This is a genomic window from Photorhabdus hindustanensis (assembly GCF_002968995.1).
Taxonomy (GTDB): Bacteria; Pseudomonadota; Gammaproteobacteria; order Enterobacterales; family Enterobacteriaceae; genus Photorhabdus; species Photorhabdus akhurstii.
Map to the genome: position 1 here is coordinate 56,508 of NZ_PUWT01000008.1, position 12,973 is coordinate 69,480.

Here is a 12,973-nt window from a genome sequence, read left to right on the forward strand (position 1 = left end):
TAGTCCATAAGATTTTTGTCGATAATTCCCAGTAATTGGGTATTAATCTGATTTATTTTACATTTATTTCCCTTATTTTGTCGTTTATAGAATCATAGTTTCTCTGCTTATTCTTCTATAATATTGTCTTTTTTCTGTTTTTATCATTGTTGATTTTGCATTTTTTATATTGAAAATATTGTTCATTATCAGATTATTATCTATAAATAATCTAATTCGTATTTCTTATTATCAGATAATATCGGTATTGTTAATTCTGTTGTGGTGTGGAAATATTTTACTGAATATTTATATATATACGTATAAATCTGGTTAATTACATGCATGATTATTTCATAATAATTAGAAATATATTCTTATATAGTCACGGTTATTTGTCATTATAATAATTTATTTCATATGAGTTTATATAAGAATATTTAATGATGATAATATATATCCTTATTATTGAACGGTAATATCAAAAATTTATATGGGGTTTTATTGATATAACTGTCAGAGTTGACAGTAGACTTTTAAGTGTAATTTTATAATTATCATTTTTGTTAATTAACCCTTGTGTGAGAACACAAATGAATATGCTTGTTGTTAATAGGCATGAAGTTATTCTCCATATTTATTTATAAAGTGAATGGTTTCATTAATAAATTAATAGATACATTAGATATTGAATTGATTTACTTATCTGTTAATAAAAATACCTTATCATCATTACATGTTCTTCATATTAACCCAGACATAAGGGATAAAGCGGGTATGAAACTTGGTAAAAACATATTACAAACTATAGGTAATACTCCAGTAGTTATGTTGAATGGTAGATACACTAAAGGTATTAATGTCTTTCTCAAAATGGAGAATGTTAACCCCAGTGGGAGTATTAAAGATCGCATTGCGGCTGCTATGCTGGAAAGGGCAGAGGCTCAGGGAGAATTAAGACCAGGCATGGTGGTTATTGAACCATCATCGGGCAATACGGCAATTGGTTTGGCAATGGCGTGTGCTGTTAAAGGTTATCGATTTATTGCTGTCTTGGACCGTATGGTACCGGCAGCGAAGCGCGATAAAATAAAAGCATTTGGTGCGGAAATCATTTTCCTGCCAGAATTTGAAGCGGGAACGGATACTGTCAAATATCGTATTGATTTAACTAGAGAGATTATAAAAGCCTATCCGAATGCGTTTAGCCCCATGCAATTTGAAAATCAGGTTAATCCTGATGAGCATTATCATTCCACGGGGCGTGAGTTGTATGAAACTTTTGGCAATAATTTGACTGCTTGTTTTGCGACGGCAGGCAGTTGTGGAACACTTACCGGGATTTCCCGTTATTTGAAAGAGAAAAATCCACAGGTGCGAATTTATGGTGTTGAACCGGTTGGATCAGTTATTTTCGGTGGTGAACAAGGGAAATATCTAGTACAGGGCGCGGGACTGACGTTTATACCTTCTATTCTGGATCGTAGCAACATCGATATTACCTTGAAGGTTGCAGATATTGATGCATTTCGGATAGCAAGAAAATTAGCCAGAAATGAAGGTATTTTAATTGGTGGAACGGGAGGTTGTGCGGTAAGCGCAGCATTAAATCACTTGGATGATTTTAAACCTGGAGATAATATTGTTGTCATTATTCCTGATAGTGGAGAACGTTATATCGACACAATTTATAATGATACTTGGTTATTTGAAAATAATTTCTCAGAATTAGTTGAGGAAAGTAAAACAGAACCTCAGCTAGAAGAAATTATTACAAACATGGGGTGCGTATTAAATGAGTTCTGATCGTGTTTTGGTGATTTACTATAATCGCCTCTATAATCCTCTTATCATAAAAAGTCTTAAATCTAAGTATAAAGAGGTGATTGCTCTTTATATTGATGAAGGACAGGTAAGAGACATTGAAGATATTGAACTGGAATGCATGGTTGCGGGCGCTGATAAATTTATCTATAAAGATTATCGGGCGCAATATGCTGAACACTTCCTGACAAAAGCGATAAAAGCGAATGCTATTTATCAAAATGGTTATTTTCTCAGTGCTGCACTTTCCCGGCCTGCGATTGCGGAGGCGGCAGTTGAAGTAGCTAATGAGCTCAATATTGATTATATTGCTCATCAATTCAGAGGTAATGATCAAGTCAGAATGGATATGAATATAGAAATTCTGAATAAAATACCTATTGCTTCGTTGAGAGATTTTAAATACGACGAAAGTGTCGTAAATAGTTATGCTATGAATTATGGTATTCCTCAAGAATTTGGTTGTAATAACCCTTATTCTACCAGTGAAAATATATGGGGATTCAGTGTCGAATGTGGACCATTGGCAGAGCCAGAAATGTTAATTCCTGAAGATGTCAAAGGGAAATTATTTGAGGATGCACTATCAGCCACTGAGCCAATATTTTTGTCATTAGGTTTTGAGAATGGCATACCGATATCGATCGACGGCGAGAAAAAATCATTATATGAAATTATTGAAATATTAAATAAAATTGGTAAAAAACAGTCAATTGGCATTTTTGATATTGTTGAAGATGGCATTGTCGGTTTGAAAACACGCGCAATTTATCAATCACCTGCCGCACATATCTTAATTACCGCTCATCGTGATTTGGAATGTTACTGTAGTAATCGTAACGAGAATTGGTTTAAAGAGATAATCGATAAAAAATGGGTTGAATTAGTTTATTCTGGGCTTTGGTATGATCCTTTATTAACTCATTTAAACCATTTTATTGATAGTATGAATCAACATGTCAATGGTGAGATTAAGCTTGAGTTAGGCTATAAATATGCCAACGTTTGTTCCCGTACTTCCAAGAATACTATCTATGATGATAGTTTAGCGATATATAACTGTGGTCATTTGTATAGCCAAAACGATGCGGAGGGATTTGCAAAAATATTTAATATCCATACTAAGCAAAGTGCTAAATCTAAGATGAGGCAAATATCATGATTAAAGAATTATTAATGTGTAAACCTGACTTTTACGATATTGAATACGTCATTAATGATTGGATGGATCCTAATAATAGAGTCAATAAAAAATTGGCACAGAAGCAATGGGATTTTCTTTATGAACGGTTGACTGAACGTGGCATCACTATTCGCACTATTGATCCTGTTAAGGGTTTGCCTGATATGACTTTCTCAGGTGATTGCGGTATGGTGCATAATAATAAATTCCTTGCTAGTAATTTCCGGCACGCTGAACGCCAAGGGGAAAGCCAATATTATATTGATTACCTGGAAAATTTAGGTTATGAGATACATCGTGTTGATGAGGGTATCTATTTTGAAGGGCTTGGAGATGTTATCTATTGGGAAAATGATATCATATTTGGTTATGGTCCTCGCTCAGATAAAGAAGCAATAAATAAGATTCAGAAAGTCTATCCAGAACTTAAAGTTAAAGGTGAGTTGCACATTCAGGATAAAACTTTCTTTCATGTAGCTCTGGCATTCTCATTTATTGACAAAGATACGGTTGTTTACTATCCAGAAGCATTTACTAAAGAGAGCCAAAATTATATTATTGAAACATTTGAGCGCCGGATCTCAATATCAGAACATGATGCTAAGAAATTATTTGCTTGTAATAATATTCCAATAGGTAAAGATATTTTCATGCATGATTGTTCTATAGAGGTTGAGCGTCAATTAGATAATTATGGTTACAATGTGGTTAAATGTGATATGAGTGAATTCTTAAAGAGTGGTGGTAGTCTGCGCTGCTTAGTATTAAAAATTAAATAATTATAATGGGAGGATAATTAGCCATGTATATTTTAGGTATAAATTCAGTTTATCATGAGTCAGCAGTTTGCTTATTAAAAGATGGAGAAACTATTTTTGCCATTGAAGAAGAGCGTTTAAATAGAAGAAAACACGGAAAACCAGCAAATATTGATAATCCCGATGAATTGCCATTGGCTTCTATTGAAGTTGCATTAGACTTTGCGGGTATTAGTTTGGAAGATGTGAGTCATATTGGGTTTTCTATCGATCCGATAGAACGAAGAAAATCAATCTTTATTGATGAAGCCACCCATGAAGGAAGTTGGGGAAGTGTCTCGGGTGAATCTATTTTCTATCGTAAAACTACTTCAGTACCAGAAATTTTACAATCAATGGGATTCCGTGGTCAATTTCATTGGGTTCCGCATCACACAGCACATGCGGCATCTGCTTATTTTGTTTCGCCATTTGATAAAGCGTTAACCTTATCGCTTGATGGTGTTGGAGAGGATAATACCGCAGGGGTATATCTGGGCAATGGTAATAGTCTGGAAAAAATTAAAACTATTGAATACCCTCATTCAATTGGTTTTATGTGGGAGAAATTAGCAGAATTCCTAGGTTTCTCTGTATACGATGCCTGCAAGGTAATGGGAATGTCTGCTTATGGTAAGCCTGAGGGTTTTATGTCGGCGTTCCAACAATTCGTCAAAATTTATGAGAAAGGTGAGTTTACCATTGATAATTCCATTCTCAATTTCCGCAGCCAAGATTTTGCTCAATTAGAATCTCTGTTTGGTATTGCGAAGAGAGTGCCTGGCGGTGAAGTTGCGCAGGAATATTATGATATCGCTGCTTCTCTCCAGCAAATAACTGATGAAATCGTGTTAAATATGGCTCGTCATTATTTGCAGGAAACAGCAACGAATAAGCTCTGTCTTGCGGGTGGTGTGGCATTAAACTGCATCACGAATAAGCGACTATATGAAGAGTTGGATATCGAAGATATCTTTGTTCAGCCTGCCGCACATGACGGCGGGACGGCTACCGGTGCCGCACTATTTATTTGGCATCAGATTCTTGGGAATAATCAACGCTATCCTCTGACTCATACCTATTGGGGTCTGGAATATAGTGAAGATGATTACCAACGTAGTTTGAAGGCTCATGGTTTGGACTGGACGTATGAAGAGAATATTCATGAAGTCGTTGCAGACTTATTAGCTGAAAATAATGTCGTTGGTTGGTTCCAGGGGAGGATGGAATTTGGGCCGAGGGCATTAGGTAATCGTAGTCTGTTGGCCGATCCGAGAAATGAAGACATTCGGGATTTAATGAATCGTAAAGTTAAACATCGTGAAATGTTTAGACCATTTGCGCCTAGCGTATTGCGTCAACATGTTGCTGACTGGTTCCATGTTCGAAAAGAATTACCGGAAGCTGCAAAATATATGTTGTTAGCGATGGATGCTAAAGTGGATAAAGCATCGGAAATTCCGGCTGTGGTTCACGTAGATGGCACTGCCAGAGTGCAGGTGGTAGATAGTGCATCAAATCCAGATTATGCCCAGTTGATTGAGGCATTTTATCTGAAAACTGGTGTGCCTTTGCTGCTGAACACCTCTTATAACGATAGCGAGCCGATCGTTTGTTCTCCTGATGATGCCATTAAAACTTTCATGAAAACAAATATTGATTATTTAGTTCTGGGGAATTATTTGATTAAATCTGTTCATTAATTATTGCAAGTAAAAATCTATCCCAGTAGGCATAATTGATGGAATCAGTTTAAGTCTTGCTCAGAGCCAAATTGATAAATAAAATGGCCTATTGGGATAGATAATAAGGTTGAGGTAATATTAATGATACATAGGATCATACTGGCTCGCTTTTTTTTCTGTTTTTTCAGAAGCATTTGTTATGTTCGCTGTGCCTGTATTAGTATATACCTCAACTAATAGTGCTTCACTTTCATCTTTTGCTTTTGGGCTTGAGCGGCTATTCAGGGTGATTTCACTCCCTATTTCTGGTTGGATGGGCGACAGGATGCATACGTTGGTTATGTTATTCCTGAGTGATATTCTTCGATCATTAGTTTGCTTATTTCTTTTTATTCTTTCATTTATATATTCTGATAATAGCATCGTATATATCATTATTCCTCTCTCATGTGTTTTATCCTTTTTTAGTGGGGCGGGATATGTCAACCTTGAAGGTTTTGTCTCTAAAAACATAAGTGCAATAGAATTACCTTCTGTTAACTCTCGTTTACAGTTTGTTGAACAGTTTACCTATATTGCAGCCCCGGCGGTTGTCGGTTTGCTGGTTTATAAATTTAGTGTTTATGCGGTATTTGCATTTGCATTTTTTCCTTTTCTGATTAGTAGCTTGATATGGTTTCAGCTACAAAGGAAAAACCAGATTGAAGAACACGCTAATAGAGAAGGTTATAATCTGCCGGCCATTTTTAAATTCTTGATGGGAAACCCATCCTTGTTACGCGTCATTAGCCTGACATTTCTGATGAATGTGATGCAAGGCGCTATTCTGTCAACGGCAGTTTATGTTATTACCAGCGTTTTTTCGCAGCCAGAAGGGAGTTATGCTCAGCTTTTGGCTTATGCGGGTCTGGTAAATTGTTGTGTATTTTTTATTGCGCCAAAATTATGCCGAGTTTTTGATGTGCGTATCGTTGGTGTAACCGCTTTTTTGATTGCGTTATGTGGTTTGACACTATTTGCTACCGGGCCGTTATTTGTGGTTTACACATTAGGTTTCTTACTGGTCATTGGTGCGGAAGGTTGTTTTAATCTTTTTTCTCGCTCTTATCGGGCGAGTCTTATTCCGAAGCAGCGTTTTTCTCAGTATCTTGGTGTGGTGTTGGTTTTGAATCAGTTAGCGACACCTTTAACTAGTTTCATTTGTGCTAATTTACTGAACCATTTTTCCTACAATAGTATTTATCTGATATTCTCTGCATTCGTTTTATTGATGTTTGTCATTATTAATCCTTATCGTTCGCTTAAATTTAATCTGCATAATAGTCAATAATGGAGGAAATATGAGTTCAAAAAAATATTTGTTAGTGCTTGATTATCTTCCGGCAAGGCTGAGTGAAATCGTTAATATTCGCGATTATATTCGATCTCATTACTCCCTTGAATTGGTGATTATTAGCGATATGTTGTCCGGTGAGGAGAAAAATATCACACCATTTGTCTATCATATTCCTGTACGAGCAGAAAATTATGTTGATAGTGTGATGGCAGTTCTTGGTGAACTTAATATGACATGTGCAGCTATTCTCCCCTTTATGGATGCGGTATCTGGGTATGCTGCTATTATCGCGAAAAAATTAAATGTTTATGGTGATGATCCCGAATTAAGTTTTGCGGGTATTGAAAAATATCAATTCCGCCAACAAGAAACTCGGATATTACCACTGCTTGCGGCACAACATATTAAGACACCTCGATATACTTTTATTAATGAGATTAAAGAATTAGAAGAATTTTATGACTCTGTTCCGTATGGTGTGATTATTAAGCCTAATTGTGGTCGAGCAAATATAGGAGTGGTTGCGGTTAAAGATAGAAGTAAAATCCCAACGGCTTTTGTTCAATCTGTTGAGCAATCAGGCGGTAATCAAGTTCTTGCAGAAGAGCTTATTATTTTCGATACAGAATATTCTTATGATGGTATTGGCTGTATGGCGTTTTTAACGCAAAAAGTTTCTCAGAAAGGGGAATATCCTGTTGAAATAGGGCAAATAGTACCGGCGCAATGTGATGGCGGAAATACGATTGCATTACATAAAGCAGGGCAGGCAATGAATCTGATCTCAGGGCAAACTCTTGGTGCATTCCATAATGAGATTAAGCAGGAGAGTAAAACGGGAGAAATTTTTCTGGTTGAAACTAATCGTAGACCTGCGGGTATGCGTATTTGGGATATGGCTAACCGGGTATATGGTATAAATTTACAGGAAATTTGGGTTGACCATTTAGTCAAAGGATTTAGTGATCGGATGATATTGCCTGAAGCGAAGGGGAGAGCATTTTTGATTAATTTGCTGGCAGGTAAAGATGGAAAGATTAATGATAAATTCGATAAAACAGAAATTAATGAAATATTACTAGCATCTATTGATAATATTCTAAGTAAATTATATTACGAAATTATTGCAATAAAAATTAATTTAGAGAAGAATTCATTAGTTTACGAAACACCAAAAAGCAATAATGATTTCTGTGGTTACGTTTGTGTGCATATTAATGATGAGCACGTCAAATGTGAATCCCTGATGAATGAAATTAATGATGCATGGAGGGATATATTGTCTAATTATATTTTGTAATTTCGTATGGGTAGAGCCTTATTTCGGCTCTAATTGTTATATAATTAGATTATATGCTATTGCTTTAGCAACTGCCGCGACTTTATTGGGAACCACTAATTTCTCCATGATATTGTTAATGTGGAAATTAACTGTTCTTGTCGAAATATCCAGTATATCGGCTATTTCAGCAGAAGTTTTTCCTTCACAAGTCCATCTTATGACTTCAACCTCTCTGGTAGAGAGAGTTGGAACAATGATCTTATCCTTTTTGTTTTTTAGATTATTGAATGTTTTTATGCATTCATTCGCCAATATGCCTAACATTCCTGCTTTATTAAGTATTTCATTGTGGGAAATGGTGCCTTCTTTTCTGGCGACTGAAAAAATTGACCTTTCTCCATGATAACCTTTAATTTTGATTGAAAGACTATTTTTAACTTCATTTTTATTTGGATTTGATTTTTCAATCATAAAATCAGCGTTTTCTGATATTTTATCATTACAAATTGACGGAATAGAGAAAGTGTAATCGCCATTCATTAACTGGTCGCTGTCGTGATTATTATCTTGATTATAATTATTTGCATTTTCTATATTTAAGTTGGTTATTAGGACATATTTTTTAGTCGTGAATGGGTATTTTTCTTCCTGATAAATTGAGTAGAATTCAAAACCCAGATAATTTATCGCGTTTAACAGCTTCTTTTCTAATTCTGGCATGGTTTTGGATTTTTTAATTTCAGATGAAATCTCATTAAATAATGTATTCATAAGATTTTCCTCGTCGTATAATATTTGCAATAAAATTAATTTTATATAAAAAATATTTCATTCATATAATCAATTATAAGTAAAAATATATAAAAATTGAATTTTTATATTGTAACCTTTAAGGAATGAATATGCTACTTAGAATTATATCGATTATTAGCTCTTATATATTTTGTCGACATGTATTTTTCTAGTGATATCTTCGGTTTACCCTGCTGCATAGCGCTGTTATGCTTACGAACCTAATTTAATTTGATCACAGGTATTTTCATGGCAAAACTTTCTTTTGATTCTATCGAGGCACAAGCAAGTTATGGAGTTGGCTTGCAAGTTGGTCAGCAATTACTGGAGTCTGGCCTGCAAGGTCTGGAACCTGAAGCGCTGTTAGCAGGGTTGTGTGATGCGCTGGAAAATCATTCTCCAGCGGTGCCGGTTGATATATTACATCGTGCCTTACGTGAAATGCATGAACGTGCGGATGGTGTGCGTCGTGAACGTCAGCAAGTTATGGCAGAAGAGGGTCAGAAGTTTCTGGCAGAAAACGCTCAGCGTGATGGTATAAGCATCACTGAATCCGGTTTACAGTTTTCTGTTCTAAAACAAGGGGATGGTGCAATTCCTGCTCGTACTGATAGCGTGCGTGTTCATTATACCGGACGTCTGATTGATGGCGCCGTGTTTGACAGCTCAGTACAGCGTGGCGAACCTGCTGAATTTCCGGTGAATGGTGTGATTGCTGGATGGATTGAAGCATTGACGTTGATGCCTGTCGGTTCTAAATGGGAGCTTTATATCCCTTATAATTTGGCTTATGGTGAGCGAGGCGCTGGTGCATCGATTCCTCCATATAGCACTCTGATTTTTGAGGTGGAATTATTGGATATTCTGTAAGTTTTATCCAGAAGTAGGATTAAAAATAGCCGGTATATTCGCCTCAGACTACTGATAAACCCATTCAATAGAGTGGGCGGTGTTTTCAGACTATCGAAAATTTCAGCTAGTATGTTGCCGATTAACTGGCTTTTTCTCAATGTCCCAGTTGTTTCTTTAAAATAGGTTTTTTGGGCTGGTCAGTTTTTGCTTTTACCTAAAAAGTAGATGGTAATGCTATTTTCCTGATATTCCGTGCTGTTGCCACCAGCATTTGGGTTCTTTCTGATCTTAATCGTGATCATAGTGCTGTTTCGCACTGGCAAGCCTAGGTTCCACTTTCTCCTTTCTCTTGTTAGTACTTGTTTACTTTTACCTTTGTTTGAGTGTCAGCATTTTAAAGTATTTTTTATTTCTAATAACTTTAATGACAAATAAACAATGTTTTGTTTGTTTTTATTATAAAGATAATGTTGATTTATTAAATATATTGAAGAATAGTATGGCTAATTCATTGCATCAACGATTATGAAAGGTCTGGCGGATTAATAAGCCAGGAATGTTATCTTGATATAAAGGAAATGAAAATGAATGCAATTGAAATATCGCCATTAATACCCTATTTTTCTCGTCGTATTAATTCTGAAAGTCTATACCGAATTTCTCCGAAAAAAATGGCGCAGGCTATTGATGTTAGTATTGATCTGGGAGAAGAAGAACGTAATCCGACAAAGGGGATGCCTGGTTATTTTGCTTATGGTTGGCGTAGCGCTGCCAACCGAATAATTCACGCTAATACACTCGGAGTAGAATATATTTCTCTGAGATTTATCTCGTCGGCAAATAGAAATAATAATATTGAAGCGGGCTTAATATTATTTGAAGAAACACTGCAAAATATATTGACTTCAATTGGTTCCGTGCCAGTGAAGATGATTGTCGATCCTTTTGGTCTGGCGTTAACAGAGGATGGGCAATGGGGTGTGCGGGATAATAACGGTAATTTTGATAAGGAACAGACTCATAATTTACTGGAAAAAGTGGGTTTTATCCTTTCGCGTAATCATGTTCATGGAGTGGTTACGTTGGGACGTTTACCAGAGGAAGTGATGTTGACGAAAAAAGGGATCAGTAAGGCGGGGGATTATACGAAAATTTATTCGTTCTCCCAAAATAGTGAGACCAGCACTGCCTATGTTTATTTGGATGCTGTAGGCCATAATACCGGTCAGAAAATCATGCCAGGTAATGTCAAAGAGATGGATCTGTGGGCACTCCTCGATATTTGGCATGGCACCGATGTCTCGGTGATTAAACCGATGGAAAGCTTCCATCTGATGAGCTCGTTACGTTACCTGATTGAGAATGAAACTGCCCGCGAACAATTTTTGAATTCTCCTGATGTTAAGGATATGGCCCAGAAAAACGCCTTTGTTGCCAAAAGCTTGGCGGAAATGAATGCATCTCCTCTTGAGCTGTCGTTGAAGTGTTCCCGAATCAAAATGGCTGGTTATACGGTTTCTGGCACAACTTACATGTTAGCACTATTGGCGCATGAAAAGGGTCCTGAAATGGCAAGGGCACGTATGGAGGAAATGTGGATAACGGCGCTTGGTGTGATGGATGAACAGTGTGAATGCCTTATTGATCGCAATGTGGTCAAATATCTTGAAGGTTCAATTCTTGCTTAGGTAAATTGACACGATATTGTCATATGTTTCAGATGATAGTGATCCCTGAATTATTGTTGTCTGAAACATTAATTATGTATGGAAAAGCGTGGCTATTATTCACCCTCTTACATTATAGGACTATATGAATTCTTCTAATCAAGATACGAAATACAGAGCTATATTTATCGCCATCATGATCGTCACCTTTATGATTGGTTTTGATACAACTGGCTTAGGGGTTGCTATCCCAGTGATCGCGACTGAACTTGGTTTTGGTGTTAAAGAAGGAGCATGGCTCAGCATTTCTTATACAGCAGGCTTTGCTGCTTTCCTATTACCCGCCGGAATAATCACTGATCGTCTGGGAGCCATGAGAACACTGATTTCCGCCTTGTTGGTGTTCGTTGTTGCTTCTTATATGTCCGTTAGTTGTGTTTCTCTTGGCAGTTTTATCTTTGTTCGTTTAATTCAAGGCATTGCCGCCGCTTTTTTGAATACAGCGGCGATGGCGTTGTTGAATCTTCTATTTCCCGTGGGAAGTAGTAACCGTTCACAGGTTTTCAAAACCTGGTCAATGATACTTGGGCTGAGTTTTTCTTTGGGGCCGCCTTTAGGGGGCTTGATAATCAGGATGCTGGATTGGTCATGGATATTGTTACTCAATTTGCCCTTAGGGGGGCTGGTTGTATTCTTGATGTTGAAAAGAAAAGGCCGCACTTTGTCTGCCGGTGGGGCGTTAAGCCGTGTTTCTCTGTTTAGTACCTTACCAGTGACGGCGATTCTGTTGTTGGTCACCATGTATCAATATATCGATCAAGTGCTTCCGGGTCAGAATGGCACTATCATCAAGGCAACGCTGCTTATTCTGGGGGGAATAAGCGTTTGGCTGTGTCACCATTTTTCTGTGCGTAGTTTCACACGTTTACCTGAGCTTAAAAATGGTGCCTTTGTTATCTCATTGGTTCTGCCGATTATTTTTTCTATCGCCTATTGGAGCTTATTTGTGGTGTTACCGCAATATTTCGCGGTGAAATTGGGCTTTGATGCATTGTATCTGGCTATGACAATGCTATTGCTTTCTTTGCCGTTAACCTTGGTACCTTTATTGAGGATTGCCGAGCGTTTCAATCTTCAAGCTACCGAGGGATTCCTGATGTTAACGGTTGGATTGGTGCTGTTGGCTGGTATCTTTAGTCCGGTTGTTGATGGGAATGTTTGGTTGTTGGCGGTTGGATTGTTGTTGTTAGGTACGGGAGCGGCAGTACTTAACCCATTGATGGCAAGGCTGGTGATGGACAATGTTGCTCCTGAGAATTCAGGATTGGCGGCAGCTCTTACCAGCACGTTGCGTCAAGTCGGGTTTGCCGCAGGAGTCGCTTTTTTTTCATTGTTGACGCAACACAGCGAGGAGTCTGTCATCCATATCTCGGAAGCTATGGCGTTACTGATAGCCGCCATGTTGTCTTTAGTGGCGCTTGCGGTGTGCCAGGGTTTACAACGAAGTCGCGGATATTAACACAAGGTTTTTAATGCTTAACTTAAATGAATGAATTGTTGGTGGTACAACGGGTTA

Annotated in this window: 10 protein-coding genes; 9 read left to right on the top strand and 1 reads right to left on the bottom strand. The window is 37.2% G+C overall.

All coding sequences use genetic code 11. The features are described from left to right. Window positions 1-585: 585 nt before the first annotated feature. From C6H66_RS03590 to C6H66_RS03615, 6 genes are all read left to right on the top strand, one after another. Window positions 586-1,785 carry a PLP-dependent cysteine synthase family protein gene (locus C6H66_RS03590; RefSeq protein ID WP_248000599.1) on the top strand — a complete coding sequence of 400 codons (1,200 nt, stop codon included), beginning with the start codon at window positions 586-588 and terminating at the stop codon, window positions 1,783-1,785. After that, complete coding sequence (gene argG / locus C6H66_RS03595) at window positions 1,775-2,965, top strand: argininosuccinate synthase (RefSeq protein ID WP_046396610.1); 1,191 nt, start codon at window positions 1,775-1,777, stop codon at window positions 2,963-2,965. Before C6H66_RS03590 ends, argG begins: the two co-directional genes overlap by 11 nt. Then, entirely contained in the window at window positions 2,962-3,765 is an 804-nt protein-coding gene (locus C6H66_RS03600) for a dimethylarginine dimethylaminohydrolase family protein (protein ID WP_046396609.1), read from the top strand. The genes argG and C6H66_RS03600 overlap by 4 nt, the downstream gene beginning before the upstream one ends. A 23-nt stretch (window positions 3,766-3,788) precedes the next feature. Next, window positions 3,789-5,486: a carbamoyltransferase family protein gene (locus tag C6H66_RS03605; protein WP_046396608.1), complete on the top strand. Its 1,698-nt coding sequence runs from the start codon at window positions 3,789-3,791 to the stop codon at window positions 5,484-5,486. A gap of 181 nt (window positions 5,487-5,667) precedes the next feature. Further along, window positions 5,668-6,798, top strand: coding sequence for an MFS transporter (locus C6H66_RS03610; RefSeq protein ID WP_248000600.1), 1,131 nt, complete (start codon window positions 5,668-5,670; stop codon window positions 6,796-6,798). A 10-nt stretch (window positions 6,799-6,808) separates the two neighbouring features. After that, window positions 6,809-8,104, top strand: a complete 1,296-nt coding sequence (locus tag C6H66_RS03615; protein ID WP_105394828.1) for an ATP-grasp domain-containing protein — start codon at window positions 6,809-6,811, stop codon at window positions 8,102-8,104. Window positions 8,105-8,140: 36 nt separating this feature from the next. Here the strand turns inward: C6H66_RS03615 and C6H66_RS03620 are convergent, their stop codons facing one another. Further along, window positions 8,141-8,857, bottom strand: a complete 717-nt coding sequence (locus C6H66_RS03620) for a helix-turn-helix domain-containing protein (RefSeq protein ID WP_036776580.1) — start codon at window positions 8,855-8,857, stop codon at window positions 8,141-8,143. A 270-nt stretch (window positions 8,858-9,127) separates the two neighbouring features. On the opposite strand from C6H66_RS03620, the gene bamJ reads away from it, so the two are divergent. The 3 genes from bamJ to C6H66_RS03635 all read left to right on the top strand — a co-directional run bounded on the left by bamJ (window position 9,128) and on the right by C6H66_RS03635 (window position 12,916). After that, window positions 9,128-9,748: a BamJ family beta-barrel-assembly machinery protein gene (bamJ, locus tag C6H66_RS03625; protein ID WP_040151139.1), complete on the top strand. Its 621-nt coding sequence runs from the start codon at window positions 9,128-9,130 to the stop codon at window positions 9,746-9,748. A gap of 566 nt (window positions 9,749-10,314) precedes the next feature. Beyond that, window positions 10,315-11,418 (top strand): hypothetical protein, encoded by a 1,104-nt coding sequence (locus C6H66_RS03630; RefSeq protein WP_046396604.1) that lies wholly within the window; start codon window positions 10,315-10,317, stop codon window positions 11,416-11,418. Window positions 11,419-11,542: 124 nt separating this feature from the next. After that, a complete protein-coding gene (locus tag C6H66_RS03635; RefSeq protein ID WP_036810100.1) occupies window positions 11,543-12,916 on the top strand; it encodes an MFS transporter in 1,374 nt (457 codons plus the stop codon). The last annotated feature ends 57 nt before the right edge of the window (window positions 12,917-12,973 follow it).

Bases quoted from the DNA above. Each gene is read 5' to 3' on its own strand.
- C6H66_RS03635 (WP_036810100.1), top strand. From the start codon at position 11,543: ATGAATTCTTCTAATCAAGATACGAAATACAGAGCTATATTTATCGCC.
- C6H66_RS03600 (WP_046396609.1), top strand. From the start codon at position 2,962: ATGATTAAAGAATTATTAATGTGTAAACCTGACTTTTACGATATTGAA.
- argG (WP_046396610.1), top strand. From the start codon at position 1,775: ATGAGTTCTGATCGTGTTTTGGTGATTTACTATAATCGCCTCTATAAT.
- C6H66_RS03620 (WP_036776580.1), bottom strand. From the start codon at position 8,857: ATGAATACATTATTTAATGAGATTTCATCTGAAATTAAAAAATCCAAA.
- C6H66_RS03610 (WP_248000600.1), top strand. From the start codon at position 5,668: ATGTTCGCTGTGCCTGTATTAGTATATACCTCAACTAATAGTGCTTCA.
- bamJ (WP_040151139.1), top strand. From the start codon at position 9,128: ATGGCAAAACTTTCTTTTGATTCTATCGAGGCACAAGCAAGTTATGGA.
- C6H66_RS03630 (WP_046396604.1), top strand. From the start codon at position 10,315: ATGAATGCAATTGAAATATCGCCATTAATACCCTATTTTTCTCGTCGT.
- C6H66_RS03605 (WP_046396608.1), top strand. From the start codon at position 3,789: ATGTATATTTTAGGTATAAATTCAGTTTATCATGAGTCAGCAGTTTGC.
- C6H66_RS03615 (WP_105394828.1), top strand. From the start codon at position 6,809: ATGAGTTCAAAAAAATATTTGTTAGTGCTTGATTATCTTCCGGCAAGG.